At 60.4% G+C, this 25,331-nt stretch carries 28 protein-coding genes; 16 read left to right on the forward strand and 12 right to left on the reverse strand.

Features of this window, described 5'->3' with window-relative positions; translation table 11 throughout:
* Window positions 1–2: 2 nt before the first annotated feature.
* The 9 genes from QMX97_RS06485 to recX all read left to right on the forward strand — a co-directional run bounded on the left by QMX97_RS06485 (window position 3) and on the right by recX (window position 5,999).
* Window positions 3–1,154, forward strand: a complete 1,152-nt coding sequence (locus QMX97_RS06485) for a hypothetical protein (RefSeq protein WP_282396535.1) — start codon at window positions 3–5, stop codon at window positions 1,152–1,154.
* The gene (locus QMX97_RS06490) at window positions 1,154–1,537 is read left to right on the forward strand and encodes a phage tail protein (protein ID WP_282396536.1); all 384 of its coding nucleotides are present in this window, start codon (window positions 1,154–1,156) and stop codon (window positions 1,535–1,537) included. The genes QMX97_RS06485 and QMX97_RS06490 overlap by 1 nt, the downstream gene beginning before the upstream one ends.
* Window positions 1,530–1,742, forward strand: a complete 213-nt coding sequence (locus QMX97_RS06495) for a tail protein X (RefSeq protein ID WP_065903295.1) — start codon at window positions 1,530–1,532, stop codon at window positions 1,740–1,742. Before QMX97_RS06490 ends, QMX97_RS06495 begins: the two co-directional genes overlap by 8 nt.
* 9 nt (window positions 1,743–1,751) lie before the next feature.
* Window positions 1,752–2,762: a contractile injection system protein, VgrG/Pvc8 family gene (locus QMX97_RS06500; RefSeq protein WP_282396537.1), complete on the forward strand. Its 1,011-nt coding sequence runs from the start codon at window positions 1,752–1,754 to the stop codon at window positions 2,760–2,762.
* A gap of 21 nt (window positions 2,763–2,783) precedes the next feature.
* Window positions 2,784–3,341, forward strand: coding sequence for a glycoside hydrolase family 19 protein (locus tag QMX97_RS06505; protein ID WP_282396538.1), 558 nt, complete (start codon window positions 2,784–2,786; stop codon window positions 3,339–3,341).
* On the forward strand, window positions 3,329–3,799 hold the full coding sequence (locus QMX97_RS06510) for a lysis system i-spanin subunit Rz (protein ID WP_282396539.1): 471 nt from the start codon (window positions 3,329–3,331) through the stop codon (window positions 3,797–3,799). The genes QMX97_RS06505 and QMX97_RS06510 overlap by 13 nt, the downstream gene beginning before the upstream one ends.
* An 81-nt stretch (window positions 3,800–3,880) precedes the next feature.
* Window positions 3,881–4,381 carry a CinA family protein gene (locus tag QMX97_RS06515; RefSeq protein ID WP_065903282.1) on the forward strand — a complete coding sequence of 167 codons (501 nt, stop codon included), beginning with the start codon at window positions 3,881–3,883 and terminating at the stop codon, window positions 4,379–4,381.
* A gap of 83 nt (window positions 4,382–4,464) precedes the next feature.
* On the forward strand, window positions 4,465–5,523 hold the full coding sequence (recA, locus tag QMX97_RS06520) for a recombinase RecA (protein WP_010170065.1): 1,059 nt from the start codon (window positions 4,465–4,467) through the stop codon (window positions 5,521–5,523).
* An 8-nt stretch (window positions 5,524–5,531) separates the two neighbouring features.
* On the forward strand, window positions 5,532–5,999 hold the full coding sequence (gene recX / locus QMX97_RS06525; RefSeq protein WP_065903279.1) for a recombination regulator RecX: 468 nt from the start codon (window positions 5,532–5,534) through the stop codon (window positions 5,997–5,999).
* A gap of 213 nt (window positions 6,000–6,212) precedes the next feature.
* On the opposite strand, the gene QMX97_RS06530 is transcribed toward recX, so the two are convergent.
* Entirely contained in the window at window positions 6,213–7,325 is a 1,113-nt protein-coding gene (locus tag QMX97_RS06530) for a TIGR00730 family Rossman fold protein (RefSeq protein ID WP_120447754.1), read from the reverse strand.
* Between the two features lie 380 nt (window positions 7,326–7,705).
* Window positions 7,706–8,146, reverse strand: coding sequence for a PA3611 family quorum-sensing-regulated virulence factor (locus tag QMX97_RS06535; protein ID WP_065903274.1), 441 nt, complete (start codon window positions 8,144–8,146; stop codon window positions 7,706–7,708).
* A 178-nt stretch (window positions 8,147–8,324) separates the two neighbouring features.
* Between QMX97_RS06535 and QMX97_RS06540 the strand changes: the two genes are divergently transcribed.
* The 3 genes from QMX97_RS06540 to QMX97_RS06550 all read left to right on the forward strand — a co-directional run bounded on the left by QMX97_RS06540 (window position 8,325) and on the right by QMX97_RS06550 (window position 10,385).
* Complete coding sequence (locus QMX97_RS06540) at window positions 8,325–9,044, forward strand: tRNA-uridine aminocarboxypropyltransferase (protein ID WP_201143633.1); 720 nt, start codon at window positions 8,325–8,327, stop codon at window positions 9,042–9,044.
* A gap of 252 nt (window positions 9,045–9,296) precedes the next feature.
* Window positions 9,297–9,947: a response regulator transcription factor ErdR gene (gene erdR, locus QMX97_RS06545; RefSeq protein ID WP_065903269.1), complete on the forward strand. Its 651-nt coding sequence runs from the start codon at window positions 9,297–9,299 to the stop codon at window positions 9,945–9,947.
* 75 nt (window positions 9,948–10,022) lie between these two features.
* Entirely contained in the window at window positions 10,023–10,385 is a 363-nt protein-coding gene (locus QMX97_RS06550) for a diacylglycerol kinase (RefSeq protein WP_017137081.1), read from the forward strand.
* Between the two features lie 3 nt (window positions 10,386–10,388).
* On the opposite strand, the gene QMX97_RS06555 is transcribed toward QMX97_RS06550, so the two are convergent.
* On the reverse strand, window positions 10,389–11,315 hold the full coding sequence (locus tag QMX97_RS06555; RefSeq protein ID WP_010212678.1) for a LysR family transcriptional regulator: 927 nt from the start codon (window positions 11,313–11,315) through the stop codon (window positions 10,389–10,391).
* Window positions 11,316–11,439: 124 nt separating this feature from the next.
* Between QMX97_RS06555 and fpr the strand changes: the two genes are divergently transcribed.
* Window positions 11,440–12,219, forward strand: coding sequence for a ferredoxin-NADP reductase (gene fpr, locus QMX97_RS06560; protein WP_003189055.1), 780 nt, complete (start codon window positions 11,440–11,442; stop codon window positions 12,217–12,219).
* An 81-nt stretch (window positions 12,220–12,300) separates the two neighbouring features.
* Here fpr and tsaA read toward each other — a convergent pair whose 3' ends face one another.
* The 7 genes from tsaA to QMX97_RS06595 all read right to left on the reverse strand — a co-directional run bounded on the left by tsaA (window position 12,301) and on the right by QMX97_RS06595 (window position 17,229).
* Window positions 12,301–12,996 carry a tRNA (N6-threonylcarbamoyladenosine(37)-N6)-methyltransferase TrmO gene (gene tsaA / locus QMX97_RS06565; RefSeq protein ID WP_201143634.1) on the reverse strand — a complete coding sequence of 232 codons (696 nt, stop codon included), beginning with the start codon at window positions 12,994–12,996 and terminating at the stop codon, window positions 12,301–12,303.
* A gap of 58 nt (window positions 12,997–13,054) precedes the next feature.
* On the reverse strand, window positions 13,055–13,516 hold the full coding sequence (locus QMX97_RS06570) for a DUF1456 family protein (RefSeq protein WP_043048901.1): 462 nt from the start codon (window positions 13,514–13,516) through the stop codon (window positions 13,055–13,057).
* Between the two features lie 68 nt (window positions 13,517–13,584).
* Complete coding sequence (locus tag QMX97_RS06575; RefSeq protein ID WP_065903263.1) at window positions 13,585–14,295, reverse strand: rRNA pseudouridine synthase; 711 nt, start codon at window positions 14,293–14,295, stop codon at window positions 13,585–13,587.
* A 183-nt stretch (window positions 14,296–14,478) separates the two neighbouring features.
* On the reverse strand, window positions 14,479–14,949 hold the full coding sequence (locus tag QMX97_RS06580) for a GNAT family N-acetyltransferase (protein ID WP_201143635.1): 471 nt from the start codon (window positions 14,947–14,949) through the stop codon (window positions 14,479–14,481).
* A 103-nt stretch (window positions 14,950–15,052) separates the two neighbouring features.
* Window positions 15,053–16,381, reverse strand: a complete 1,329-nt coding sequence (gene rimO, locus QMX97_RS06585; RefSeq protein WP_169855583.1) for a 30S ribosomal protein S12 methylthiotransferase RimO — start codon at window positions 16,379–16,381, stop codon at window positions 15,053–15,055.
* Between the two features lie 192 nt (window positions 16,382–16,573).
* A complete protein-coding gene (locus QMX97_RS06590; RefSeq protein ID WP_106804992.1) occupies window positions 16,574–16,909 on the reverse strand; it encodes an addiction module antidote protein in 336 nt (111 codons plus the stop codon).
* Window positions 16,906–17,229 carry a type II toxin-antitoxin system RelE/ParE family toxin gene (locus tag QMX97_RS06595; RefSeq protein WP_120447759.1) on the reverse strand — a complete coding sequence of 108 codons (324 nt, stop codon included), beginning with the start codon at window positions 17,227–17,229 and terminating at the stop codon, window positions 16,906–16,908. Before QMX97_RS06595 ends, QMX97_RS06590 begins: the two co-directional genes overlap by 4 nt.
* 409 nt (window positions 17,230–17,638) lie before the next feature.
* Here QMX97_RS06595 and QMX97_RS06600 point away from each other — a divergent pair, with 409 nt between their 5' ends.
* From QMX97_RS06600 to QMX97_RS06610, 3 genes are all read left to right on the forward strand, one after another.
* On the forward strand, window positions 17,639–19,540 hold the full coding sequence (locus QMX97_RS06600) for a potassium transporter Kup (RefSeq protein ID WP_065903251.1): 1,902 nt from the start codon (window positions 17,639–17,641) through the stop codon (window positions 19,538–19,540).
* 210 nt (window positions 19,541–19,750) lie between these two features.
* Entirely contained in the window at window positions 19,751–20,857 is a 1,107-nt protein-coding gene (locus QMX97_RS06605) for an NADH:flavin oxidoreductase/NADH oxidase (protein ID WP_120447760.1), read from the forward strand.
* A 271-nt stretch (window positions 20,858–21,128) separates the two neighbouring features.
* Entirely contained in the window at window positions 21,129–21,314 is a 186-nt protein-coding gene (locus QMX97_RS06610; protein ID WP_106804989.1) for a hypothetical protein, read from the forward strand.
* Between the two features lie 52 nt (window positions 21,315–21,366).
* Here QMX97_RS06610 and QMX97_RS06615 read toward each other — a convergent pair whose 3' ends face one another.
* Both QMX97_RS06615 and QMX97_RS06620 read right to left on the reverse strand, forming a co-directional pair.
* Window positions 21,367–22,992: a glucan biosynthesis protein D gene (locus QMX97_RS06615; RefSeq protein ID WP_106804988.1), complete on the reverse strand. Its 1,626-nt coding sequence runs from the start codon at window positions 22,990–22,992 to the stop codon at window positions 21,367–21,369.
* Window positions 22,993–23,360: 368 nt separating this feature from the next.
* Entirely contained in the window at window positions 23,361–25,223 is a 1,863-nt protein-coding gene (locus QMX97_RS06620; RefSeq protein WP_282396540.1) for an FAD/NAD(P)-binding protein, read from the reverse strand.
* Window positions 25,224–25,331 lie beyond the last annotated feature (108 nt).

Raw genomic sequence — 25,331 nt, forward strand, 5'->3', positions numbered from 1 at the left:
GGATGCAAGAGACTAAATATGGGCTCAGGCTCGCCCAGGAGGACTTTCGCTGGATGTTCGGCGAGGCCGATCTAGGCAATGTGCTGGCACCGTTTTCCACAAGTGCTGCGGCACCTGTAAGCCTGGAGGCGGCCTCGCAGCTGCCGTTCGAACTGCGCTCCGCGTTGGTCACCCTCAGCGTGGACATCAACGCCTTGATCCAGGAGCAAGTGCGACTGCGCGAGACGCTGAAGACGCTTAACAGCACCTTGTCCATCAATGGCGACTCTCTGGTGCCCAAGGCGGCTGATGTTGCCACGAGCGCATTGAAAGATGAGCCCAAGAAGCCCGCTGATGGTGATCTTGCGAGCGCGGCCAAGGCGGTTGGAGGCGAGTTATGGGACGCGTTGAAAAGCAAAGCTGCTGAAAAAACGATTGATTTGACCTTTGACCTAATCACTAAGGGCGCCAAAAGTATCAAAAATCGGGGTTGGCGTGGTTCAGGCCTAACGAACCCGTTCGGAAAAAAACGCCAGGCCTTGGTTGCTTCGCCACCAGGCATTCAACCGGGTGCGACCACGCAAAGCTTTCAATCCTTTGCCGGGGCAAGCGTTGCAGCACCAACGTTATCGCGGCTAAACCTATCTTCGGGTGCCCTGAACGATGCCTTTGCCACGCTTGGATCCACCGGCATTCGACGGCTGGCGCCATTGAGAACCGCCGAAGCCACCCTGGACGTGATTCAGGGCGTACGCAACGGTGACGCCAAAGCCATCGGCACCGGCCTGAGTACGGCCGGCGGTGCCTGGGCGGGCGCTTCTGCCGGCGCGGCAATTGGCACTCTGGTCTTCCCCGGCGCAGGCACCTTGGTCGGCGGGGCCCTGGGTGGCTTATTGGGCAGTGAGGCAGGCGCCTGGCTGGGTGAAAAACTGTTCGGTTCGAGTGACCGCCTGCCGCCGCCGAACGCGGTCGGCAAAGAGCTCAACAGCGCTCGCGCCGACAACGTTCAAGTTTCGATTGCCCCGAGTATCCAGATCACCGGTGTCAACCCGGCAGACGCCCAGCAAGTGGCCAATCAAGTGATCCAGGCCCTGCAATTTCAATGCGTGCCAATGCTCACCGACTCGCTGGGGATCCGGCGCAACGCGGCACTGACCGACCCAGGAGGTGATTGATGCGACAGCAAATGGTACTGGGCGACTTTATCTTTGGCCTTTCCCGAGGGTTTGCCTACTCCACGTTGTCCCGTGGCAGCGACGGCGGCTGGAGCGACCTGGCGATTATCGCCAGCAAGCCGCAGTCGCGGCAAAGCGGACAGAAGCTGGAAAAACTCACGTTTACCGGCGCCGCCATGTACGGCATAGGCATGCAGCGACTGGATGAACTGCGCGCGCTGCAAAACAAGCGGGCGCCTTTTCCTCTGGTGGATGGGATCGGCCGCAACTGGGGCCTGTGGCGTATCAATTCGGTGCAGGAAAACCAGAGCAATGTGATTGATGACGGCACCGCCATGGTCATGACTTGGATCCTTGAACTGGAGGAATTCGTCAATGCGTAGAGTGCGAAGTATCGCCGGTGATTCGGTCAATCTGCTGCTCTACCGTGAGTTGGGGCGTTGCGACGATGTGGCTGAAGAGACCCTGTGGCGCTTGAACCCGGATCTTGCCGAGTACGGCCCGGTGCTACCGGCAGGCGTGTGGGTAATCGTGCCGGAGATGCAATCACGGCCGGCTGCGTTGCGGCCTGTCCTGGCGTGGGATTGAGGAGGTTTTATGGCTCAGGGATTTACGCCGATCGTGGAGTTTTACGGCGCCAATGCGGCATTACTTAATCAACGGATCATGAGCTGGAGTCACACCGACGCGGCGGGTATCGAGTCTGACCGGCTGGAGCTGACGCTCAATATCGAAGACCTTGAAGGTCTGCCGAGCTTGAGCGGCAAGATCGGCATGCGCGTCGGTTACTCAGAGTCGGGACTGGTAGAGAAGGGCGAGTTCGTGATTACCCAACGTACCCCCGTCCTGTTTCCCATGCGCCTGATGATCGTCGCGACGGCCGCACCTTTCAGCGTGGGCGACCCGCGCGGCTACCGTCAGCGGCGCTCTGCCAGTTACGGGCCTACGACCCTGGGAGCACTGTTTCGGCAATTGGTCGGCCGGCATGGTTTTTCGCCGCGTGTGGCGCCGTCGCTGGAGGGTATTGCGATTGCTCATATCGACCAATCCAATGAAAGCGACATGGCGTTTATCACGCGACTGGCCAGTCGCTACCACGCGGTGACGAAGCCGTTCAACGAGCTGTATGTGCTGGCCGAAGCGGGGCAAGTCAAATCGGTGTCCCTTAAACAATTGCCGGAGGTGAAGTTGTCCGTGACCCAGGATAACCGTCCCGGTGACCAGGCCTTCATAACGGCCACGCTCAACGATAAAACCCGCTCCAAATACATGGGCAGCCGTGTCACCTGGTGGGATGTTGCCGGTGGCAAACAGCACGTGGTCGAGGTCGGGGTCGCGCCTTTCAAGACCCTGCGCCAGCGTTGCCAGAACGAAGAGGAAGCGCGTGCGGTCGCTGAAGGTGAACTGCGTCGCGTCGGGCGAGAGGGGCTGGAGATGGTGATTGATTGCCCTGGTAACCCGTTGGTGGCTGCCGAAGGGCTGCTGCGCCTGGATGAAACCTGGCCGGCGTATATGCAAGGCCAGTGGTCGATAACCAAGGTGATCAATGCGGGGGACCCGGTAAAGGGCTATCGCAGCACGATCACGGCCGGTGGTTTGTCTACGTAAGGACCTTTGAAGGTGAACGTGGTGGTGATAACTCAGCCTCAATTGATTCAGATCATGCCTGGAGCCCGCCGTGTAGCGGGCATTTTTTTAGCGGCTTTCAATGCCGCCTTTATCCGGTACCAGATCAACAGCGTGCAGCGCGCTGCCGCCTTTCTCGCCCAGATCGGCCACGAGTCCGGCGAATTGCACTACATGCGCGAACTGGGCAGTGACGCGTATTTGAGCAAGTACGATACCGGTGCATTGGCCGTGCGCCTGGGCAACACGCCCGAAGCGGATGGTGACGGCCAACTGTACCGGGGGCGGGGGCTGATCCAGATCACTGGCCGTCGCAACTACCTGGCCTGTAGCCAGGCACTGTTCGGCGACGATCGTCTGTTGCGGGAACCGACATTGTTGGAGCAGCCGCAATGGGCGGTCGAATCGGCCGCCTGGTTCTGGCAGAGCAACGGCCTGAACGAGCTGGCGGATCACGACCAGTTCACCACCATCACACGGCGTATCAACGGTGGGCTCAATGGGCTGGAGGACCGTTTGCGCCTGTGGGCGCGCGCCAAGGCGGTGTTATGCGTGTCTTAGGCGTGTGCCGCCTGATCGGTATCTGCCTGCTGGTGGCTGTTGTCTGGCAGGTGCAGGCATGGCGGTACGGGGTGCAGATTGAACGCTTGTCGGCACTGCAGGCACAGGCAATCTTGCAGCAACAACAGGCTGAACAGGACAAACGGCTGGCCCTGGAGCAACAGCTCAGTGCCAGTGACCAACAACATGCCCGGGAATTGAGCGATGCCCAACGTCATCAGGCAGCTCTGCGTGATCGCCTGGCCACTGCTGATGTGCGGTTGTCAGTCCTTCTCGACGCCTCCAGTGGCTGTCCAGTGCCAGCCACCGCCACCGCCGGCGGCGTGGTTCATGCAGCCGCGCGAGCCCGACTTGACCCGGCGCATGCTCAGCGAATTATCGGCATCACCGACGACGGTGATAACGCCCTGATTGCCTTGCGCGCCTGCCAGGCGTATGTGCGCGCCGTCGCCCGCTAATCTCTTGATCCAGTCTGTCGCTTGCATGCGCGATTTGCTGCTGTAGGGTAGGCAAACCCCCACCCACTTCTGGAGACGACTGTGAAGGAAATCACTCAACTTGCCGCTGAACTGGGTCGCCGCTTGCAGGTACTCAATGCGCACGTCACCACGGCCGAATCCTGCACCGGTGGCGGTATCGCCGAGGCGATCACGCGGATTCCCGGCAGTTCGGCGTGGTTCGAGGCAGGGTATGTCACCTATTCCAACCGTCAGAAAACCCGTCAGTTGAATGTGCCCGAGGCGTTATTTCCCAAGGTCGGTGCGGTCAGCCAGGAAGTGGTCGAAGCGATGGTGCGCGGCGCTCAGGAAAAAAGCCTGGCGCGGTTCGCCGTGGCGGTGAGTGGAGTGGCCGGGCCGGATGGCGGTTCGCCGGACAAACCGGTGGGCACGGTGTGGCTCGCGTTTGGCGTGGGTGACGAGGTTACGGCCGAGCTTGCGCACTTCCCTGGCAGTCGCGACGAAGTCCGCCGACAGACGGTAAAGGCCGCCCTTGAAGGCTTGATGCGACGAGCTGCAGCAGAAATAGACAATCAGGGGTAGGCGATCTCTGATCTTTGTGGAACAATACTGTCTACTTATACAGGTGTTGGCCGTCAGGCCTTATTGATTACGTGAGGACTTTAATGGACGACAACAAGAAGAAAGCCTTGGCTGCGGCCCTGGGTCAGATCGAACGTCAATTCGGCAAGGGTGCCGTAATGCGTATGGGCGATCACGACCGTCAGGCGATCCCGGCTATTTCCACTGGCTCTCTGGGTCTGGACATCGCGCTCGGCATTGGCGGCCTGCCAAAAGGCCGTATCGTTGAAATCTACGGTCCTGAATCTTCCGGTAAAACCACCCTGACCCTGTCGGTGATTGCCCAGGCGCAAAAAATGGGCGCGACCTGCGCGTTCGTCGACGCCGAGCACGCCCTGGATCCTGAATACGCCGGCAAGCTGGGCGTCAACGTTGACGACCTGCTGGTTTCCCAGCCGGACACCGGTGAGCAAGCCCTGGAAATCACCGACATGCTGGTGCGCTCCAACGCCATCGACGTGATCGTGGTCGACTCCGTGGCTGCCCTGGTGCCGAAGGCCGAGATCGAAGGCGAAATGGGCGACATGCACGTGGGCCTGCAAGCCCGTCTGATGTCCCAGGCGCTGCGTAAAATCACCGGTAACATCAAGAACGCCAACTGCCTGGTGATCTTCATCAACCAGATCCGTATGAAGATCGGCGTGATGTTCGGCAGCCCGGAAACCACCACCGGTGGTAACGCGTTGAAGTTCTACGCTTCGGTCCGTCTGGACATCCGTCGTACTGGCGCGGTGAAAGAAGGTGACGAGGTGGTGGGTAGCGAAACCCGCGTTAAAGTCGTGAAGAACAAAGTGGCCCCGCCTTTCCGTCAGGCCGAGTTCCAGATTCTCTACGGCAAGGGTATCTACCTGAACGGCGAGATGATCGACCTGGGCGTGCTGCACGGCTTCGTCGAGAAGTCCGGTGCCTGGTATGCCTATAACGGCAGCAAGATCGGCCAAGGCAAGGCCAACTCGGCCAAGTTCCTGGCGGACAACCCGGATATCGCCGCCACGCTTGAGAAGCAGATTCGCGACAAGCTGCTGACTGCAGCGCCAGACGTGAAAGCTGCCGCCAACCGTGAGCCGGTTGAAGAAGTAGAAGAAGTCGACACTGACATCTGAAGCAAACGATGACAGTTGTACTGGATACACTCGTCGCCGTTCGGCGCACTGCGATGGACCTGCTCGCTCGTCGCGAGCATGGTCGAGTCGAGCTGACGCGTAAGCTGCGTCAGCGCGGTGCGGAGCCTGAGATGATCGAAACCGCCCTCGACCGGTTGACGGAAGAGGGGCTGCTTTCCGAGTCCCGTTACCTTGAAAGCTTTGTATCCTACCGAGCCCGCTCGGGCTACGGCCCGGCGCGCATTCGTGAGGAACTGAGCCAGCGAGGCCTGCAACGCGCGGATATTGACCTGGCCCTGCGAGAGTGCGGGATCAGTTGGCAGTCGCAACTGGAAGACACTTGGCGTCGCAAATTCTCGGGCCATCTTCCCATCGATGCCAAAGAGCGCGCGAAGCAAGGGCGCTTCCTCAGTTATCGCGGGTTTTCGATGGACATGATCAGCCGCTTGCTCAGCGGTAAGGCCATGGACGACTGACACCTTGGTGCCTCGCCTGCTCTGATACTCCGTCTCCCATGGCAAACGGGCGTCTGTGGCAAAAGGGCGTCTATGGCAATCGGGCTTCTGTGGCGAGCGGGCTTGCCCCGCGTTGGGCTGCGAAGCAGCACCAATCCCCTCCACCCGCCCAAAATGATCCCCCCAAAAGGCCCGCTATGAAAATAGTGGGCCTTTTGTCGTTCCTTCAAAAAATCAAGCCGGCTCCGGCGCCAATCGCTGCTGCGCCTTCCCCTGAGCCTGTGCCCAGTTCTCCGGCAAGTTGATGTAATCCACCAACTCTCGCAACCGGCCCTGATCGCGGCCATTGAAGTTGAACACCAACCGCGTCAGATGGCTGAACCTTGGCTCGTCATGCTCCTCGCCCGTGTAGGCAAGTTGCTGGAACTCCCCACTCAATCGCAGGCTGGCAAACTCGCTTTGCAAATGGGCCAACGCTCGATCACTGAGCGGGTGATTCATGCGCACCACAAACTCGCGTTTCAGCCAGCGTGTGGAGTGGAAGTTGGCATAAAACTGATTGATCTCTTCCACCGCCTCTTCGGCGCTGTAGACCAGCCGCACCAGCTTGAGGTCAGTCGGCAGGATATAGCGATTGGCTTCCAGCTGGCTGCGGATGAAGTCCAGGGCGCCCTGCCAAAAGCCGCCTCCGGGTGCATCCAGCAATACCACGGGCACCAGTGGGCTCTTACCGGTCTGGATCAGGGTCAGTACTTCCAGGGCTTCATCCAGGGTGCCGAAACCACCCGGGCACAACACCAACGCATCGGCTTCCTTGACGAAGAACAGCTTGCGGGTAAAGAAGAAGTGGAACGACAGCAGGTTCTCGGTGCCATCGATGGTCGGGTTGGCATGCTGTTCAAACGGCAGGGTGATATTGAAGCCCAAGCTGTGTTCCAGGCCGGCACCTTCATGAGCTGCCGCCATGATGCCGCCGCCGCCGCCCGTGATCACCATCAGGTCCGAGCGTGCCAGGGCCGCGCCCACTTCCCGGGCCAGCGCGTACAGCGGGCTTTCCACCGGGGTACGGGCCGAGCCAAACACCGTGACCTTGCGCCGGCCCTTGAACTGTTCCAGTACACGGAAGGCATGGTCCAGCTCGCGGATGGCTTGCAAGGTTATCTTGGCGTTCCAACGGTTGCGGTCATCCTGGGCCATGCGCAGCACGGTCAGGATCATGTCGCGATACAGGGGAATGTTCGGGCTGTTGGGAGCGACCAGTTGGAGTTGTGCTTCGACCTGTTGTGTAAGGTCGGTCCCGTTTTCTTCAAAATGACGGAGCAGGCGGTCATTCGGTTCGTAAGGCATTCAACTTCTCCTTCTTCACAGAGACCGGGCCATCGACGAGAGATTCGTCCGGGGGCCACGACACTGCATGTGTCGCTGCATACCCAATGCATTGCACGTGTTCGCCAGGTAGCAAATGGGCTCTGTATGTTCCTTGTGATTTAAAAACCTTTGCACTGCAAGCCGCAGGAGGGCAACCCTCTTTTGCCCTGAAAATGTTACAGAACGGCGTGGAAACCGTTGTCGACGGGCGGTTGGGATAGCTTGATCATGGGCCGAAAAACCCTTGGCTGGCAACCGCTTATTGGTCACTCATCAGCAAGTTTAGCCGTGTAAAGGGAGTTGACGCGGGGGGGGGAGTGCGCGCCACCGAAAAGCAGCGCGCTGGGGGCAGGCAAGGGTTACTTTTTCTTCTTGGCGGCAGCCGGTGCCGGGCAGTCCGCTTCCACGAACTTCACCGATGCCACAGGACGGTTGGTCTTGTTCTCGGTGATTTCGTAGCGCATTACCGCGCCCTTGGCCATCAGCTCGCGGTAGCCTTTGTTCAGGCACACGCTCTGGCCCAGTTGGAAATACACCGCCTTGGGGTTGGCACGCATCTGTTCGGCGCGGTCGGGCAACACGCTCAAGTGATCGATCAGTTGCATACCTTCAACGGTGTAGGCCACTTCCAGGGTTTTTTCGTCGATTTCCCGGGGCAGGTCCTTGTTGCTTTCGGCCGCGACGCTTTGCAGCTTCCGGTTCATTTGGGCCTCCAGCAGCGAGGCTGCCTGGGCGCCCACGGGCAATACCAGCGCAAGGGCGATGGAAGGGGCGGCAAGACGCAGCATGGAACGCAGCATGAAACTCTCCTGATTCGGTTACTGGTGCATAGACCAGCCACTGCGCTGTGCGTTCAGTGGCGCGCAATTATAGGTGAGCCGTTGCCACTACAGCCAGGCGCATCGCTGGTAAACTGCGGCCACTTCAGTCTTCCACGAGTTTTTCCGTGTCGATCTACCCCTCTTTACGGCCCACCCAATGAGCCACGCCGTTTCCCGCCTGCGTACCCAGCGCCTTGCGCGGGCCGTCAGGCCGTTTCTGAACCGTGGCTCGCGGGCCGAACGCTGCCCCGGCTGCCGCGTGATCCCCGAGTATTGCCTGTGCGCCTGGCGACCCAAGGTCGCGGCCAGGTCGGCGATGTGCCTGTTGATGCATGATGTCGAGCCGATGAAGCCCAGCAACACCGGCTGGCTGATTGCCGATGTGATCGACGACACCACGGCGTTTGCCTGGTCGCGCACTGAAGTCGACCCGGATTTGCTCACCTTGCTGGCTGACCCGCAGTGGCAACCCTATATCGTATTCCCCGGCGAATTTGTCGCGCCCGAGCGCGTCGTCAGCGCAGTGGCGGTGGAGGAGGGCAAGCGCCCGTTGTTCATCCTGCTGGATGGCACGTGGAGCGAAGCGCGCAAGATGTTCCGCAAAAGCCCGTACCTGGAGCATTTGCCGGTATTGAGCCTGGCGCCCGAGCAGCTCTCGCGCTACAAACTGCGTCGCTCCAAGCGCGATGACCATTTCTGCACCGCCGAAGTCGCGGCCTTGTGCCTTGAGTTGGCCGACGATGGCGCCGCCAGCGAAGTGCTGGACGCCTACCTCGACGTCTTCAGCAGCCATTACCTGGCCGCCAAGTTCCAGCTGCCCCTGGACCCGACCGACATCGTCCATACTCGTCTGGCACCTTATATACCTGCGGTATAACCAGACGACGTTTGCATGATGGCACCGTAAACCCGCGCCCCGCTAAAATGCCCGCGGGCGTAGTGCTTGACCCCCCAGGCTGCGCTGGGCATGCTGGGCGCCGATTGGGGTGCAACCGTGAATTTTCGACGTCGTTCCAAGTGCTTTTGACGTTGAACGTACCCTGTGGCGTCGGCTGCCTGGCTGTCGCCTTGTGTCTTGGTGAACCCTGAACCCATCAGGGCTGCCATAAAAAACAGGATCATTTAATCAATGGCCACATACGAAATCCTGATAGCCGATGACCACCCGCTGTTTCGCAGTGCGCTGCATCAAGCCGTCACCCTGGGCCTGGGCCCTGACGTACGCTTGGTCGAAGTGGCCAGCATTGCCGAACTGGAAGCCCGCCTCACCGAAAAATCCGACTGGGACCTGGTGCTGCTCGACCTGAACATGCCGGGTGCCTACGGTTTCTCCGGGCTGGTGCTGCTGCGCGGGCAATACCCGCAGATTCCCGTGGTGATGGTTTCGGCCCAGGAAGAAGCCGATGTGGTGGTGCGCTCCAAGGAGTTTGGCGCCAGCGGTTTCATTCCCAAGTCCAGCTCGATGGAAGATATCCAGAAAGCAGTACGCACCGTATTGGATGGCGATGTGTCCTGGCCGCCACAGGCGTTTGAAGAAATCAACGTGTCCGATGAAGCCAAGGCCGCCCGCGATGGCCTGGCCAGCCTCACACCCCAGCAGTTCCGCGTGCTGACCATGGTCTGCGAAGGCTTGTTGAACAAGCAGATTGCCTTCGAGCTGAGCGTGTCCGAAGCGACGATCAAGGCCCATGTGACGGCGATCTTCCGCAAGTTGGGAGTGCGTACACGCACCCAGGCGGCGCTGCTCTTGCAACAACTTGAGTCAATTTCGCAGCACTAAGCTGTCAGCGATTCACGCTTTTTTGACTTGGCGTGATCTAGTTTCCCCACTTCTTTGGTTCAGTTGCCTACGTCTATGTCGCCTTTCAAGGGTCAAACCGGTATCAAACGTATCTTCAATGCTGGGGGTTACTCCCTGGATGGCCTGCGCGCGGCGTTCACTGGCGAGGCGGCCTTCCGTCAGTTGGTGCTGCTCAACGTTATCCTGATCCCGCTGAGCTTTTTCCTGCACGTCAGCCGGGTGGAGCGGGCGTTGCTGATCGCGGTGTGCCTGCTGGCTCTGATCGTCGAATTGCTCAACTCGGCCGTAGAGGCGGCCATCGACCGTATTTCCCTCGACCGCCACCCGTTGTCGAAAAACGCCAAGGACATGGGCAGCGCCGCGCAATTTGTAGCGCTGACCATGATCACGCTGGTGTGGGCCGTGATCCTGATCTAACCCTCAGGCAATGCTCGGCAGCACGATCTCGTCGCTGCGCTGAACCCCTGCGGTGAAGGCGCGGCACAGCTCGAGGAATTCGCGCATCGCCGAGGTCTGGTACTTCTGTTTATGCCAGATGAAGTAGAACTGCCGGGCCAGGTCCAGGTCCGGGGTTTCCACCGGCACCAGGCTGCCGCGGCGGAATGCGTCGCGCAGCGCCAGGCGAGAGATGCAGCCAATCCCCAATCCCGACTCCACCGCCCGCTTGATCGCCTCGGTATGTTCCAGCTCCAGGCGGATATTCAGCGCGCTGCGGTGATGGCGCATGGCTTGGTCGAACGTCAGGCGCGTACCTGAGCCTTGTTCGCGCAGGATCCAGGCTTCGTGGGTCAGCTCGTCCATGCTCGCCACACCGCGCTTGGCCAGGTGATGCTGCGGCGCGCAAAACACCACCAACTCATCTTCTACCCAGGTTTGTACTTCGATGTCCGGGTGGCTGCAGTCGCCTTCGATTAGACCCAGGTCAATTTCGTAGTGCGCCACCTGGTGCACGATATGTGCAGTGTTCTGCACATGCAGCTTCACCTGGCTCTCGGGGTGCTGTTGCATGAAGCTGCCGATCAGCAACGTGGCCAGGTAATTGCCGATGGTCAGGGTGGCGCCCACCGCCAGCGAGCCGAAGCCGGACTTGCCGTTGAGCAGGTCCTCGATCTCCTTGGCCTGGTCCAGCAGCGCCACCGCCTGGGGTAACAGCTGGTGACCCAAGGCGTTGAGACTCAGGCGCTTACCGGCGCGGTCGAATAATTGGCAGCTGGATTGGCGCTCCAGCTCGGTGATCGAGGTGCTGGCGGCGGATTGCGATAAGGCCAGAAGGCCAGCAGCGCGCGAGACGCTTTCCTGCTGGGCGACGGCGACGAAGACTTGCAGTTGACGGAGAGTAAATCGCATATCGATATAACCGATAACCCTTATCTTAATAATCCAGTTAACAGATATTGTCGCCGCCATTAGAATGCTGTGCAATTGCGCACCTATCATTTGGCGCAGACCCATTTCCAGGAGTCCCCCGTACATGAGCAACATGAACCACGAGCGTGTCCTCAGTGTTCATCACTGGAACGACACTCTGTTCAGCTTCAAGTGCACCCGCGATCCGGGCCTGCGCTTCGAGAACGGTCAGTTCGTGATGATCGGCCTGCAACAGCCCAACGGCCGCCCGCTCATGCGCGCTTACTCGATTGCCAGCCCGAACTGGGAAGAGCATCTGGAGTTCTTCAGCATCAAGGTGCCCGATGGCCCGCTGACTTCCCAATTGCAGCACTTGAAGGAAGGCGACGAGATCATCATCAGCAAAAAACCGACAGGCACCCTGGTGCTTGACGATTTGAAGCCGGGCAAACACCTGTACCTGCTCAGCACCGGTACTGGCCTGGCGCCGTTCATGAGCGTGATCCAGGACCCGGAAACCTACGAGCGTTTCGAAAAAGTGATCCTGTGCCACGGCGTGCGTTACGTCAATGAAGTCGCCTACCGCGAGTTCATCACCGAACACCTGCCGCAGAACGAATTCTTCGGCGAAGCGCTGCGTGACAAGCTGATCTACTACCCGACCGTTACCCGCGAGCCGTTCGAGAACGAAGGCCGCCTGACCGACCTGATGCGCAGCGGCAAGCTGTTCAGCGACATCGGCCTGCCTCCGATCAACCCCGAGGACGACCGCGCCATGCTGTGCGGCAGCCCGAGCATGTTGGATGAGACCAGCGAAGTGCTGAACAGCTTCGGCCTGAAGGTTTCGCCACGCATGCGTGAGCCGGGTGACTACTTGATCGAACGTGCCTTCGTCGAGAAGTAATCCGTGTAGGAGCCAGCTCCTACAGTAAAAAGAAAAGCCCGCGTTGCCTGAAGGCAGCGCGGGCTTTTTCATGACTGCGGTTTACTGGGCCGCAACCACTTCCAGCACGCAAATCATCCCGGCCTCGGGGTAGTGCCAGCGCACATCCACATCCCAGAACTGCGCGCCATATTCACGCTCCGGCCCCGGGGTTTGATACGCCGGCCGCGGATCCTGGGCCAGACACTGCTCGATCAGCGCCACCAACGGCTCGTCAAGGCGCTGGGCGTGGCCTTGTGCCTGATGCAAGGCGGTCTTCAGCCACTGCACCGTAATCAGCGGCGGCGCGCTGCTGGCGATGTGGTTGGTGGCCGTGTCGATGATGTCGGCATAGGGCACATACGGCTTGATATCCAATACCGGCGTGCCATCGAGCAAATCGAGCCCGGAAATCCACAGCCTGCCCGGTTCGACCCTGTCCAGCTTGACCACCGATTGACCAATGCCGTTGGGCCGATGCGTCGCGCGGGTGGCAAATACGCCCATGGACGTGTTGCCGCCCAGGCGCGGCGGGCGCACCTTGAGGCGCGGCTTGTCTTCCAGTGCCTGGTGAAACAGGAACAACAGCCACACGTGGCTGACCTGCTCCAGCCCCTGCACCGCCTCACCCTGGTCGAATGGCGCGACCAATTCCAGCACGCCCCGTGCGGCAGGCGCCAGTTGCGGCTGGCGCGGGATGGCGAACTTCTCCTTGAAACAGGAGCGGACAAAGCCGATGGGCGAGACGCTGTAACTCATTTTTGAAGCCTCAAGTGGCAAGCTGCAAGCTCTTGGCGCTTGAAGCTTGTAGCTGTTTTTAAGCTCTGACGCGCAGCGTCAGCCCCTTGAGGAAGTTGCGCAGCAACTGGTCGCCGCACGGGCGGTAGTTGGTGTGGCCGAACTTGCGAAACAGCGCGCTCAGCTCCGGCTTGGACACCGGGAACTCGGCGGCCTTGAGGATGGCGTGCATGTCGTCTTCCTTCAGCTCGAAGGCCACGCGCAGCTTCTTGAGGATGATGTTGTTGGTCACCGGGGTCTCGATCGGCTGCGGCGGACGGCTTTCGTCCTTGCCGCGCTTGAAAATCACCAGGCCGTCGAGGAAATGGGCCATGACTTCATCCGGGCAGAACACAAAGCCTTCTTCCTCATCTTTCTTGAGGTAGGTCAGCAGGTCTTCCTTGGTCACGTCCATGCCGCCGAGTTTGATGATCTCGACCATCTTGTTATCGCTGATATCGAGCATGTAGCGCACGCTGCGCAGTACGTCATTGTGAATCATGGTGGGCAATCCTGGTTTTCAACGGTGGACACCGCCGGGTGAGGCGGTATCGAGAAAAGGTGCGCGGCTTAGAACTTCTCTTTGCCGGACATATAACGCCATTGGCCAACCGGCACTTTGCCGATGGACACGCCGCCGATGCGGATGCGGCGGATGGCGACGACTTTCAGGCCAACGGCTTCGCAGAACAGGGCGATCACGCCCGGTTGCGGGTTTTTCATGGCAAAGCGCAGGCGGTTTTCGTTCTGCCAGCTGGCTTTCACGGCAGGCAGCTCTTTGCCTTTGTAGGTCAGGCCGTGGTTCAGGCGGTTGAGGCCGTGCGCAACCATGTCGCCTTCGACCTCGACCACGTATTCCTGCTCGATCTTGGCGGCATCGGCGGTCAACTTGCGCAGGATCTTCCAGTCCTGGGTGAAGACCAGCAGCCCGCTGGCCTTGGCTTGCAGGTCGGCGCTGGCGCTCAGGCGCAGGAAATGGCCCTTGAGCGGGCGTTTGCCGAAGCGATGCTCTTCGGACAAGGTCTCGGCGCTGATCGACGCCAATGCCGTCTCGGCATCCACGCCGGCAGGCGCGTGCAGCAGGATGGTCACCGGCTCCGGCGCAGTGGCCTTGGCTTCGGGATCCAGCTCGACGTTCTGCGTGGTGACCTTGAACTGCGGCTCGTCGATCACTTCGCCGTCCACCGAGACCCAGCCGCCTTCGATAAACAGCTCAGCCTCCCGACGGGAGCAACCGACCAGTTCGATAAGGCGTTTGGAGAGGCGTATGGGGTCAGTCATGACAAGGGCCGTAACAAAAGGGGGCGGTTATTGTACCTGCCTGGCGCCGGTTAATCCCGGCCCCATTTCAGTGCTGCTGCTTTTTGTCGGAGCTTGCCTGCGATGGCGTCGCCTCGGTACACCCGATACACCGAGTTGTCTGCATCGCAGGCAAGCCAGCTCCCACAGGTGTTCTGCGCTGTGTCAGCCACTGCGTGCCTGTTGCTGCTGGCGCAAGCGCATGTGCAGCAACGGATACGGTTGCCCAAGGCCATCATGCTCCGTGCGTCCGATCACCTCGAACCCCTGCTTGAAGTAAAACCCCAGGGCCTGCGGGTTTTGCTCGTTCACGTCCAGTTCGTCGGCATTCATGCGCTCGACCGCGTAGCGCAGCAGTTGGCGGCCGAGGCCCTGGCCCCGGTGCTGCGGGTCGATGAACAGCATCTCGACCTTACCCGCAGCGACGCCGGCAAACCCGGTGATGCGTTGGCGCGAGTCCTTGGTGCAAATCAGCATCACCGCGTCCAGGTAGCGGGTCAGCACCAGGTTTTTCAGCAACTCGATGTAACTGTCTGGCAGAAAATCGTGGGTGGCCCGCACCGATGCCTCCCAGATGCGTGCCAATTCGGCGTAATCGCTGATTTTAGGTGTGTGGATAACCGAATGCTGACGCATGCCCGCTGCCCCTTTGCCTTGATGTGCGCTGATGGGCAAAACGATAGACCTAAAAAAGCCCCGCATCTTGTCCAGAGGCAGGGCTTTTTCAAAATATTACACGTCAGTCACGCTTCTCGGCCCACAGGTCGTATTCGTCGGCGTCCGTCACGGTGCACCAGACCTTGTCACCCGGCTTCAAACCGCTGGCATCGTCGATAAACACGTTACCGTCGATCTCCGGGGCATCGAAGAAGCAGCGGCCGACCGCGCCTTGCTCGTCGACTTCGTCGATCAGCACTTCGATTTCCTTGCCGATGCGCAATTGCAGGCGCGCCGAGCTGATGGCCTGCTGGTGCGCCATGAAACGCTCCCAACGGTCCTGCTTGACGTCGTCCGGCACCACGGCCAGGTCCAGCAGGTTGGCCGGAGCGCCTTCCACCGGCGAATACTGGAAGCAGCCGACGCGGTCCAGTTGGGCCTCGGTCAGCCAGTCCAGCAGGTACTGGAAGTCTTCTTCGGTTTCGCCGGGGAAGCCGACTATAAAGGTCGAGCGAATGATCAGCTCCGGGCAGATCTCGCGCCAGTTCTTGATGCGTGCCAGGGTCTTGTCTTCGAAGGCCGGGCGTTTCATGGCTTTCAGGACTTTCGGGCTGGCATGCTGGAACGGGATGTCCAGGTACGGCAGGATCTTGCCGGCGGCCATCAACGGGATCAGCTCGTCCACGTGCGGGTACGGGTAAACGTAGTGCAGGCGCACCCACACGCCGAGGCTGCTGAGGGCTTCGCAGAGTTCGGTCATGCGGGTTTTCACCGGCGCGCCGTTCCAGAAGCCAGTGCGGTATTTCACGTCGACGCCGTAGGCGCTGGTGTCCTGGGAGATCACCAGCAGCTCTTTCACGCCGGATTTGACCAAACGCTGGGCCTCGTCCAATACATCACCGACCGGGCGGCTGACCAGCTTGCCGCGCATCGAGGGGATAATGCAGAAGCTGCAGCTGTGGTTGCAGCCTTCGGAAATCTTCAGGTACGCATAGTGGCGCGGGGTCAGCTTGATGCCCTGCGGCGGCACCAGGTCGATCAGCGGGTTGTGGTCCTGGCGCGGCGGCACGACTTCGTGCACGGCGTTGACCACCTGCTCGTACTGCTGCGGGCCGGTCACGGCCAACACGCTTGGGTGCACGTTGCGGATATTGCCTTCTTCCACGCCCATGCAGCCGGTCACGATGACCTTGCCGTTTTCCTTGATGGCCTCGCCGATCACTTCCAGCGACTCCGCCTTGGCCGAGTCGATGAAGCCGCAGGTGTTGACCACCACCACGTCGGCGTCCTGATAAGTGGACACCACGTCATAACCTTCCATGCGCAGTTGGGTCAGGATGCGTTCGGAGTCGACCAGAGCCTTCGGGCAACCCAGGGAAACAAAGCCAACCTTGGGGTTGGCCTTTGCGATGGTGGTGGACATGTCTAACCTCGGTATTGAATGACGCCGCCAGTCGGGCACGACAGGGCTGCGGACGGGCACTTGGTGTGCCTCTGATCAAAAAGTGCGCAATTCTAGCGACGGGCAACGCACTTGACCAGCTTTATGCAGGGAAATGCGACGAGTGCTGCGTTGGGTAATTCGCAGAGCCCTTCCACGCTCTCAAGCCCGCACGTCCTGCTCCGTGCGGTGCGCGACGACTTTGGACATGCCCACCCCCAACGCCTGGAGCACTTTCAGCAGGGTGGAAAGTTTTGGGTCGCCGCCGACGGCGATGGATCTGTAGAGATTAGCTCTATTGAGCCCGGTGTTCTGCGACAAGCTGAGCATTCCGCCACGAGCTTCCGCCACTCGACGAATAGCGACAAGAAACGCGTCCTCACCCCCCGCTTCATCGATTTCCTCAAGTGCGACGGACAGATATTCCAGGGCAAATGCTTCGTCGTCTCGGAGCATTTCAAGAACACTCTCTTCATGAGAACGAGTACGAATGGTCATTTTTGCTGCTCCTTGTAGGATTTCCAGAGAGCCTTGGCCTGATCGATGTCGTTCTGCTGTCTGGCCTTTGAGCCACCACCCAACAGGAAAACAATTTTTCGATCCACGATTGCGTAATACACGCGAAACCCAGGTCCGAAGTCGAGCTTCATCTCAAAGACCCCATCACCCACCGGCTCCGCTACGCCAAAGTGACCAAGTGATGCTCGGTCCACTCTGGTGGTGATTCTTGCTTTTGAACGGGTGTCTTGCACGGTGTCCAGCCAAGCTTGGTAGATGTCTACGCCGTTGACTGACAGGACGTGTTTCACTTCGTACATAAGGAATGTACCTTAAAAGAGACAGGTCGATGATTGAGTTTTTGTATCGACTGCGCGCCGCAGGGGCACGATTGATGGATCAGGTAAGCCGGTCAAGGAAACCCCGCTTGCACCGCTAAAGGCAGCATTGCTAAGCCGGGCCCAAAATATACGGTCGGCCGTGATGCGCTCAATGCAGGCAAAAAGTCCCCAAAATGCCTTGATCTCTTTTAATGACGGCAGAAAACGCCACCCTTATCACTTGAGCAGGGAAATGCGACGAGTGCTGCGCTATGCTTCGCGCCGTTGCACATGGGTAGAACCCCTGGGTCAATAAAACGTCTGTTACGAGAAGTAAAACAGCGCATGCTAGGGTCAGCTTAGGCGCGTTGTTTATAAAAGACCTCAGGTCAAAGGGCAGGAGTGGTTGATGGGTCACGCGAGTAGTCAGGCAGCAGGTGCCGAGCATTCAAACGCCAAGCCGATTGGCATGCTGGTGGCAGCGGTCGGGGTGGTTTATGGCGATATCGGCACCAGCCCGCTCTACACCCTTAAAGAGGTGTTCAATGGGGGGTATGGGGTTCAGGTCAACCATGACGGGGTGCTGGGGATCCTGGCGCTGATCTTCTGGTCGCTGATCTGGGTGGTGTCGATCAAGTACATGCTGTTTGTACTGCGTGCGGACAACCAGGGCGAGGGCGGCATCATGGCGCTGACCGCGCTGGCGCGCCGGGCGGCGGGGGAGCGCAAGAAGCTGCGCAATTTCCTCGTGGTCTGTGGCTTGTGCGGGGCTGCGCTGTTCTACGGCGACAGCATGATCACCCCGGCGATTTCGGTATTGTCGGCCATTGAAGGTCTGGAACTGGCGTTCGATGGCCTGGATAAATGGGTCGTGCCCATCGCGCTGGTCGTGTTGGTGGCGTTGTTTCTGATCCAGAAACACGGCACCGACCGCATCGGCAAGCTGTTCGGACCGGTGATGGTGACCTGGTTCCTGGTGCTGGGTGGCCTTGGTGTGTATGGCATCACCCTGCACCCTGAAGTGCTCAACGCCTTGAACCCGATGTGGGGCGTGCGTTTCTTCGAGGCTCACCCAGGCATTGGCGTGGCGATCCTGGGTGCGGTGGTGCTGGCTTTGACCGGTGCCGAGGCGCTGTACGCAGACATGGGGCACTTCGGCCGCAAGCCCATCGCCCGCGCCTGGTTCATCCTGGTGCTGCCGGCGTTGGTGCTCAATTATTTCGGCCAGGGCGCGATGCTGCTCGGCGATCCGGAAGCTGCGCGCAACCCGTTCTACTTGCTGGCGCCGAGTTGGGCGCTGATCCCGCTGGTGGTGCTGTCGACCCTGGCCACGGTGATTGCGTCGCAGGCGGTGATTTCCGGTGCGTTCTCGTTGACGCGCCAGGCGATCCAGTTGGGTTATATCCCGCGCATGCACATCCAACACACGTCCAGTGCCGAGCAGGGCCAGATCTACATCGGCGCGGTGAATTGGTCGCTGATGGTCGGCGTGATCCTGCTGGTGCTGGGCTTCGAGTCCTCCAACGCACTGGCGTCGGCCTACGGTGTAGCCGTGACCGGTACCATGCTGATGACCACGATCCTGGTGTCGGCGGTGATGCTGCTGCTGTGGAAATGGCCGCCGATCCTGGCCGTGCCGGTATTGGTCTGCTGCCTGCTGGTCGACGGGCTGTACTTCGCCGCCAACGTGCCGAAGATCATCCAGGGCGGCGCCTTCCCGGTCTTGGCGGGGATCGTGCTCTTTGTGCTGATGACCACGTGGAAGCGCGGCAAGCAGTTGCTGGTCGAGCGCCTCGACGAAGGCGGCCTGCCGTTGCCGATCTTTATCAGCAGCATCCGTGTGCAACCGCCGCATCGCGTGCAGGGTACGGCGGTGTTCCTCACCGCGCGCCCGGACGCCGTGCCCCATGCGCTGTTGCACAACCTGCTACACAACCAGGTGCTGCACGAGCAAGTGGTGCTGCTGACGGTGGTCTATGAGGATATTCCACGCGTACCGGCCGCCCGGCGCTTCGAGGTGGATGCCTACGGCGAGGGGTTCTTCCGGGTGATCCTGCACTTTGGCTTTACCGATGAGCCGGACGTGCCTGAAGCGCTGAAGCTGTGCCACCTCGACGAGCTGGATTTCAGCCCGATGCGCACCACCTACTTCCTCAGCCGTGAAACGGTGATCGCCTCGCGCATCAAGGGCATGGCCCGTTGGCGTGAAGCGCTGTTCGCGTTCATGTTGAAGAATGCCAACGGCAACCTGCGGTTCTTCAAGCTCCCGGTCAACCGCGTGATCGAACTGGGCACCCAGGTCGAGATGTAAGCCTGTGCACGACGGGAGCCGGCAATCGGCTCCCGCTTTCGTTCTGAACCCTGTGCAATCCAACGTTGTCGACTAGGCTGTAGGAGCAAGCTTGCTCGCGAAAAACGTCAATTAAAACGCGTTGATCCTGAATACACGCGGCGCCGGTGAGTCTTTCGCGAGCAAGCCTGCTCAGTTAAAAGAGCCCAAAAAGCCCAGAAGAGGTGCGCCATGAGTCAGCTGCTCGAACCCTATACCCTGCGCCAATTGACCCTGCTCAACCGCATCGCCGTGTCGCCGATGTGCCAATACTCCAGTGTCGATGGCCTGGCCAATGATTGGCACCTGGTCCACCTTGGCAGTCGCGCAGTCGGCGGCGCCGGGCTGATCTTCACCGAGGCCACCGCGGTGACCGCCGATGGCCGTATCACTGCCGAAGACCTGGGCCTGTGGAACGACGAACAGATCGAACCGCTGCAACGCATCACGCGGTTTATCGCAGCCCAGGGCGCCGTGGCCGGGATCCAGCTGGCCCATGCCGGGCGCAAGGCCAGTACTCATCGGCCATGGATCGGCAAGCATGGCAGCGTCAAGCCGGAGGACGGCGGGTGGGTGCCGGTGGGGCCGTCGCCGATTGCCTTTGACCCCAATCACACACAGCCCCGGCAGTTGGACGAAGGGCAGATCCAACAGGTGATCGCCGACTTTGTCGCCGCCGCCAAGCGCGCGCTCACGGCCGGGTTTGAAGTGGTGGAAATCCATGCGGCTCACGGTTACCTGCTGCATCAATTTCTCTCGCCGATCAGCAATCAACGCCAGGACCAATACGGCGGCTCTTTTGAAAACCGTATCCGCCTGGTGCTGCAAGTCACCGAAGCCGTGCGTGCGGCCTGGCCTCAGGACCTGCCGCTGTTTGTGCGGGTGTCGGCCACCGACTGGGTGGAAGATGGCTGGAACCCTGATGAAACCGTGGAATTGGCGCGCCGCTTGAAGGATTTGGGTGTGGACCTGATCGACGTGTCCTCTGGTGGCACCGCCGCCAATGCCGAGATTCCGACGGGGCCTGGCTACCAGACGCGCTTCGCCGAACGGGTACGCAAAGAGTCAGGCATCGCCACCGGCACGGTGGGCATGATCACCGAACCGGCGCAGGCTGAGCACATCCTGCGCACCTGCCAGGCCGATATTATCTTCCTGGCCCGTGAACTGCTGCGAGACCCGTACTGGCCGCTGCATGCCGATGATGACCTCGGCGGGCGCAAGGCGACCTGGCCGGCGCAGTATCAACGGGCAACCCACCGAGACCAGCCGATTCATGAGTCTGACTTGAGGGATTGATCCGCCTCGCGCCGCACTCGAAACCCACCCTGAACCGGTGGGTTTTTTTGCATGATTCTGTGGGAAAAGTCCGTAGGTGATTGTTACTCAAGAGATTTTTTAAGTGAATGCTCTAAAAAAATCCCACACGTGACCAGATTGTTTCTACGCTTAGGGTAAGTCTGATTTCTGGCCCAGGGAGTCAGTCCGTTTGTCCGCGCAGGCCTTGTGCTTAAGGGGATGCAGGTGATGGGCGCCAGGAGTATTTGATCGATATCAGGAGAAACAGTCCATGGCCAAGTCCTATGGTGTTGCGGGTGCAGTGGTGTCTTTTCTGGCCCGCAGGGTGTTCATGCGTGGCTGCAGGTTGAGTTCGGACGAGGCTGAATTACTCGCGCAGTATCGCGCCCTGAACGAGAGTGACCAGGTGGCGATGCGGTATCTGATTGGGGCAATGAAGAGTGTGTCGCGGTTCTGAGGCGGGCATTTGAGTCCTGTGGGAGCGAGCAACCTCGCTCCCACAGGTGGCATCACGTGTATTTACGCGCCTCGGGTGCCGGCGGGAAGTACTGATACAGCCAGGTTTCACTCAAGGTGCGGTCCTGGGTGCGGATGAACAGGCGCAGTTCCACCGGCTCGACGCTGTCGCTGGTCGGGTACCAGTCGAACAGGATCCGATAGCCCTTGATGTTGTCGAGCACCAGCACGCTGAAGTCTTTCACTTCGCCGTGGGAGCAGGTCACCACCGGCTCGATCCCGGTGCCGGCCGGCAGGCGATCGAGGCCGCCGCCCTTGAAGTCCACGGCAAACCGACGCGCCCACACCTCTGGGTAATGCTCGCCCGGTGCCCAACCTTCAGTGAAGCCGCCCATGCCCGAACGGGTCGCGTCGACCTGTGCCAGCGGCGTGCTCACCGGTGGCAACGCGCTCCAGTAGAGCTTGTAGCCATAGTTGAGCGAATCGCCAGGCGCCACCGGTTTTTTCGGTGTCCAGAAGGCCACGATGTTGTCCAGGGTCTCGCCGGTGGTGGGGATCTCCAGCAGGTCGATCGAGCCTTCGCCCCAGGCGGTAGTCGGTTCTACCCACAGGCTTGGGCGCTTGCTGTACCAGTCCACAGTGTCCTGATAGCTGGCGAACTCATGGTCGGTCTGCACCAGGCCGAAGCCTTTCGGGTCGGTGTCGGCGAATGCGTTGAACTGCAGCTTGGCCGGGTTGTTCAGCGGGCGGCAAATCCACTCGCCATTGCCACGCCACATCGCCAGGCGATCCGAGTCGTGGATTTGCGGGTGGATGGTGTCGCACATGCGGCGTTCGTGGGTGCCGCAACTGAACATGCTGGTCATCGGCGCGATGCCCAGTTGTTCGATGGCGGTGCGCGCATTGATGTTGGCGTCGATCGCCATCACCACCTGGTTGGCCTGGCAGTCGATATCGAAGCGATAGGCGCCGGTGGCGCTCGGCGAGTCGAGCAGGGCGTAGACCACAAAGCGGGTGGCGTTCTTGTCCGGGGTCTCGAACCAGAACTGCGTGAAGTCAGGGAACTCTTCGCGCTTCTTCGCGTAGGTATCAATCGCCAGGCCCCGTGCGGAAAGTCCGTACTGGCCGGTGGAATCCACCGCGCGGAAGTAGCTGGCGCCGAGAAACGACAGCACGTCATGGCGATCCAGTTCCGGTGCCTTGAACAGCTTGAAGCCGGAGAAACCCAGGTCGCCGGTCAACTGTTTGGTGTCGACGGTGGTTTTTTCATAGTTGAACAGTGAAGGGCGGAAATGCACTTCGCGGGCTTCACGGGTCTTGGGGTCGACGCTGTGCATGCGCACCGGCGTCTTGAACCCCATGCCGACGTGGAAGAACTGCACGTCCAGTTGGCCGTTCAATTCCTTCCACAGCGAATGGTTGCCGTCGTACCCGATGGCGTTGAAATTCTGCGGGGTCATGGTCGCCAGGGTGGGCGGGAGTACCTGTTTGGTGTCTTTATACGCGGTCCCGGCGAGCTGCTTGGCCTGGGCCTTGAGCGTTTCAAAATCAAACGCCACGGCCTTGCCATCGGCGGCGCGGTTTCCGGCCCAGGCCTGCGCGGCGAGCAGGCCGCTGGCCGACAAACCGGTGTAAGCCGCAATGGCCATGGACGCTTTGAGCAAATTCCTGCGGTGCATAGAGACAACCTGTCGTGAGCAAATCCCGCGCCGTTCCTGGCACGTGCTGGATCAGAAAGTACGGTTCGGACATGCCTTCGGCCAAACGCAACGGACAATAAACAGACGCCGGATAGCTTAAGCGGTTCGATGACGTAGGAAAAATGATTGATAGCGGCGTGATGGCGTTGCATATGAAACAAGGTATTTCTCAGGAGCAGACAGTCCCCCTGTGGCGAGCGGGCTTGCCCCGCGTTGGGCTGCAAAGCAGCCCCAATACCCGACATTCGGTGTGTCTCAAAGAGCACCGCTGCCTCGAAGGGGCTGCTGCGCAGCCCAACGCGGGCCACGCCCCGCTTACCACAGGAAGCCTTCGCCACACTTGGCGTTCAACTCACCTCGCCGACCGCCCGGTACGCCTCATCAATCGCCGCATGGGCGTACGCACTCCACGCCGCATCCGAGTTGGCGATGCTCACGTGCCCCAGTGGCTTGCGCGCCAGGTTCATCAGCGCTTCGCTCTCGCCGGCGTTGTCGAACAAGCTGTTGGAAAAGTATGCATAGCCATGGGACCAGCGATTCACCGTGATCCCGAGGATATCGGTCTTGTGGTTGAACCCACCCGGGCCGAGCATGCGTTGCAGTTGGTCACGCAATTGCGTTTCCAATTGCTCGAAGGTCTGCGCATACAACTTGCCACGCCCGGCGCGCGCCTGGTCGCGGGCGTTCATGCCGCTGTTGGGGCTGGTGGGCACGTAGACCATGTGCAAGCCAATCGGCTGCGTCGGGTCGCGCGGGTGGTCGTAGCCGCCCATGCTCACCGGGTAGTCCAGTTTGATGCGGCTGTACGGTTGGGTGGCCGCGTAAATCTCATGCACCCCAAGTTTCTGGAACGATTGCCAGTTGCGGATCACCACCTTGGTGTACACCAGCGGGAATTTCACGTTCTGGCTCAAGGCGTGGGCCTGGGGGGCCGGCAGGTCCTTGAGCAGGTACGGGATCATCATGTTGTAGCAGGCCAGGATGCAGCGTTTGCCACGCACCTGTGTGAGTTGTCCGCCACGGCTGTAGCCGATATGCACGCTGTCGCCCACGTTGCGCACGCTGACCGCCGTGCTGTTCAAGCGCACCCGTACTGGCGCCTTGGGTTGATCGAGCTTGGCGTAGTCAAACGCTGCCAGCACGATATCGTCCATGGTGTGCCCGGGTGCCACGCCGGGGACCAGGCTGCGCACCAGCAGGCGTGCGAGTGACGCGTTGCCATCCGGGAAGTGGTAGATGTAGGGCTCTTCCATTTCGGCAGCGGCTTCTTCGCTGATTGGTGCCAGGTTCATGCCGCCGAAACCTGGGAATCCCACGTTATAGGCGTCGGACGATGCCACGGCATCGATGCTCAAGGCCATGAAGTCATTGGTGCGGCTCTGGAAGTACTTCACCGCGCCTTCCGATAATCCGACGTTCTTCAGCAGGAAATCGCGGTAACTGGTGACCGCCAGGTAGTCGGCCTTTTGCTCGGCCGTCTTGCCCGGCAGGTAATCCTTGGGCGCCGTGTGCAGCTCGATCAACGCCTGACGGTCGGCGGGTGGCAGCGGGAAGTCATTGATGAAGTCGCTGATGGAGCGCGCATGCAATTGGTCGGGCGCGATGTCGTCGGCGACCATCGGCGTCGGGTCGCCGGTCACCAGTTTGTCTTCGCCAAAGTTCTCCTTGTCGAAGAACACCCCGCGCGACAACCCCAGGCCCGGGTAGAACTGGCGGTCGAAGGCGGTCTCGAAGCGCTTGATGTTCACCCCGAGTTTTTTCAGCAGGCCATTCACTTGCTTGCTGTAGAGGTGGTTGGGCGACTGGAACGCCTCGCTGCCGCCGTAGCCGATGATCATGCGGCCACCGGCCTGGAATTCATTGCGCTTGGCATGGCCGCCGAAGTCGTCGTGGTTTTCCAGGATCAGGATCTTCGCCTTGGGGTGCTTCTCGCGGTAGAACCACGCCGCCGACAGACCACTCAGGCCGCCCCCGACCACCACCAGGTCATAGTTCTCGGTGATCGGCAGTTTGTCGGTGTCGAAGACCTTCTTTTCCCAGCCCATCTGGTGCGCCACTTCGAACGAGCCGACATGGCTGCCGCGCAGGCCGGTGAGGGCGGGCGGGTAGTAGCGGCCGTCGGGCGCGGCCTGGAGGATTTGCAGCGGGGTCATGCCGGCGGCAATAGTGATGGCGACGCCGTTGAGGAAGTCGCGGCGGGTAATGTCCATGGGAACCTACGAATTATTTATTGTTATGAGGAGGTCCCCTGTGGGAGCGGGGGGGGGCCCGCCGACGGCGGCGGACCCCCCCCCCCCCCCCCGGGCCGCCCCCCCCCC

The sequence above is a fragment of the Pseudomonas sp. PS01298 genome, from assembly GCF_029959745.1.
GTDB classification, from domain to species: domain Bacteria; phylum Pseudomonadota; class Gammaproteobacteria; order Pseudomonadales; family Pseudomonadaceae; genus Aquipseudomonas; species Aquipseudomonas aylmerensis.

What these genes read in the sequence shown, in the direction of transcription:
- QMX97_RS06485 (WP_282396535.1), top strand. Translation starts at nt 3, where the DNA reads ATGCAAGAGACTAAATATGGGCTCAGGCTCGCCCAGGAGGACTTTCGC.
- QMX97_RS06500 (WP_282396537.1), top strand. Translation starts at nt 1,752, where the DNA reads ATGGCTCAGGGATTTACGCCGATCGTGGAGTTTTACGGCGCCAATGCG.
- QMX97_RS06595 (WP_120447759.1), bottom strand. Translation starts at nt 17,229, where the DNA reads ATGTACGAAGTGAAACACGTCCTGTCAGTCAACGGCGTAGACATCTAC.
- QMX97_RS06550 (WP_017137081.1), top strand. Translation starts at nt 10,023, where the DNA reads ATGTCGCCTTTCAAGGGTCAAACCGGTATCAAACGTATCTTCAATGCT.
- QMX97_RS06590 (WP_106804992.1), bottom strand. Translation starts at nt 16,909, where the DNA reads ATGACCATTCGTACTCGTTCTCATGAAGAGAGTGTTCTTGAAATGCTC.
- QMX97_RS06510 (WP_282396539.1), top strand. Translation starts at nt 3,329, where the DNA reads ATGCGTGTCTTAGGCGTGTGCCGCCTGATCGGTATCTGCCTGCTGGTG.
- recX (WP_065903279.1), top strand. Translation starts at nt 5,532, where the DNA reads ATGACAGTTGTACTGGATACACTCGTCGCCGTTCGGCGCACTGCGATG.
- QMX97_RS06540 (WP_201143633.1), top strand. Translation starts at nt 8,325, where the DNA reads ATGAGCCACGCCGTTTCCCGCCTGCGTACCCAGCGCCTTGCGCGGGCC.
- QMX97_RS06555 (WP_010212678.1), bottom strand. Translation starts at nt 11,315, where the DNA reads ATGCGATTTACTCTCCGTCAACTGCAAGTCTTCGTCGCCGTCGCCCAG.
- QMX97_RS06580 (WP_201143635.1), bottom strand. Translation starts at nt 14,949, where the DNA reads ATGCGTCAGCATTCGGTTATCCACACACCTAAAATCAGCGATTACGCC.
- QMX97_RS06600 (WP_065903251.1), top strand. Translation starts at nt 17,639, where the DNA reads ATGGGTCACGCGAGTAGTCAGGCAGCAGGTGCCGAGCATTCAAACGCC.
- tsaA (WP_201143634.1), bottom strand. Translation starts at nt 12,996, where the DNA reads ATGAGTTACAGCGTCTCGCCCATCGGCTTTGTCCGCTCCTGTTTCAAG.
- QMX97_RS06605 (WP_120447760.1), top strand. Translation starts at nt 19,751, where the DNA reads ATGAGTCAGCTGCTCGAACCCTATACCCTGCGCCAATTGACCCTGCTC.
- fpr (WP_003189055.1), top strand. Translation starts at nt 11,440, where the DNA reads ATGAGCAACATGAACCACGAGCGTGTCCTCAGTGTTCATCACTGGAAC.
- QMX97_RS06620 (WP_282396540.1), bottom strand. Translation starts at nt 25,223, where the DNA reads ATGGACATTACCCGCCGCGACTTCCTCAACGGCGTCGCCATCACTATT.
- QMX97_RS06530 (WP_120447754.1), bottom strand. Translation starts at nt 7,325, where the DNA reads ATGCCTTACGAACCGAATGACCGCCTGCTCCGTCATTTTGAAGAAAAC.
- erdR (WP_065903269.1), top strand. Translation starts at nt 9,297, where the DNA reads ATGGCCACATACGAAATCCTGATAGCCGATGACCACCCGCTGTTTCGC.
- recA (WP_010170065.1), top strand. Translation starts at nt 4,465, where the DNA reads ATGGACGACAACAAGAAGAAAGCCTTGGCTGCGGCCCTGGGTCAGATC.
- QMX97_RS06570 (WP_043048901.1), bottom strand. Translation starts at nt 13,516, where the DNA reads ATGATTCACAATGACGTACTGCGCAGCGTGCGCTACATGCTCGATATC.
- QMX97_RS06535 (WP_065903274.1), bottom strand. Translation starts at nt 8,146, where the DNA reads ATGCTGCGTTCCATGCTGCGTCTTGCCGCCCCTTCCATCGCCCTTGCG.
- QMX97_RS06490 (WP_282396536.1), top strand. Translation starts at nt 1,154, where the DNA reads ATGCGACAGCAAATGGTACTGGGCGACTTTATCTTTGGCCTTTCCCGA.
- QMX97_RS06610 (WP_106804989.1), top strand. Translation starts at nt 21,129, where the DNA reads ATGGCCAAGTCCTATGGTGTTGCGGGTGCAGTGGTGTCTTTTCTGGCC.
- QMX97_RS06575 (WP_065903263.1), bottom strand. Translation starts at nt 14,295, where the DNA reads ATGACTGACCCCATACGCCTCTCCAAACGCCTTATCGAACTGGTCGGT.
- QMX97_RS06615 (WP_106804988.1), bottom strand. Translation starts at nt 22,992, where the DNA reads ATGCACCGCAGGAATTTGCTCAAAGCGTCCATGGCCATTGCGGCTTAC.
- QMX97_RS06495 (WP_065903295.1), top strand. Translation starts at nt 1,530, where the DNA reads ATGCGTAGAGTGCGAAGTATCGCCGGTGATTCGGTCAATCTGCTGCTC.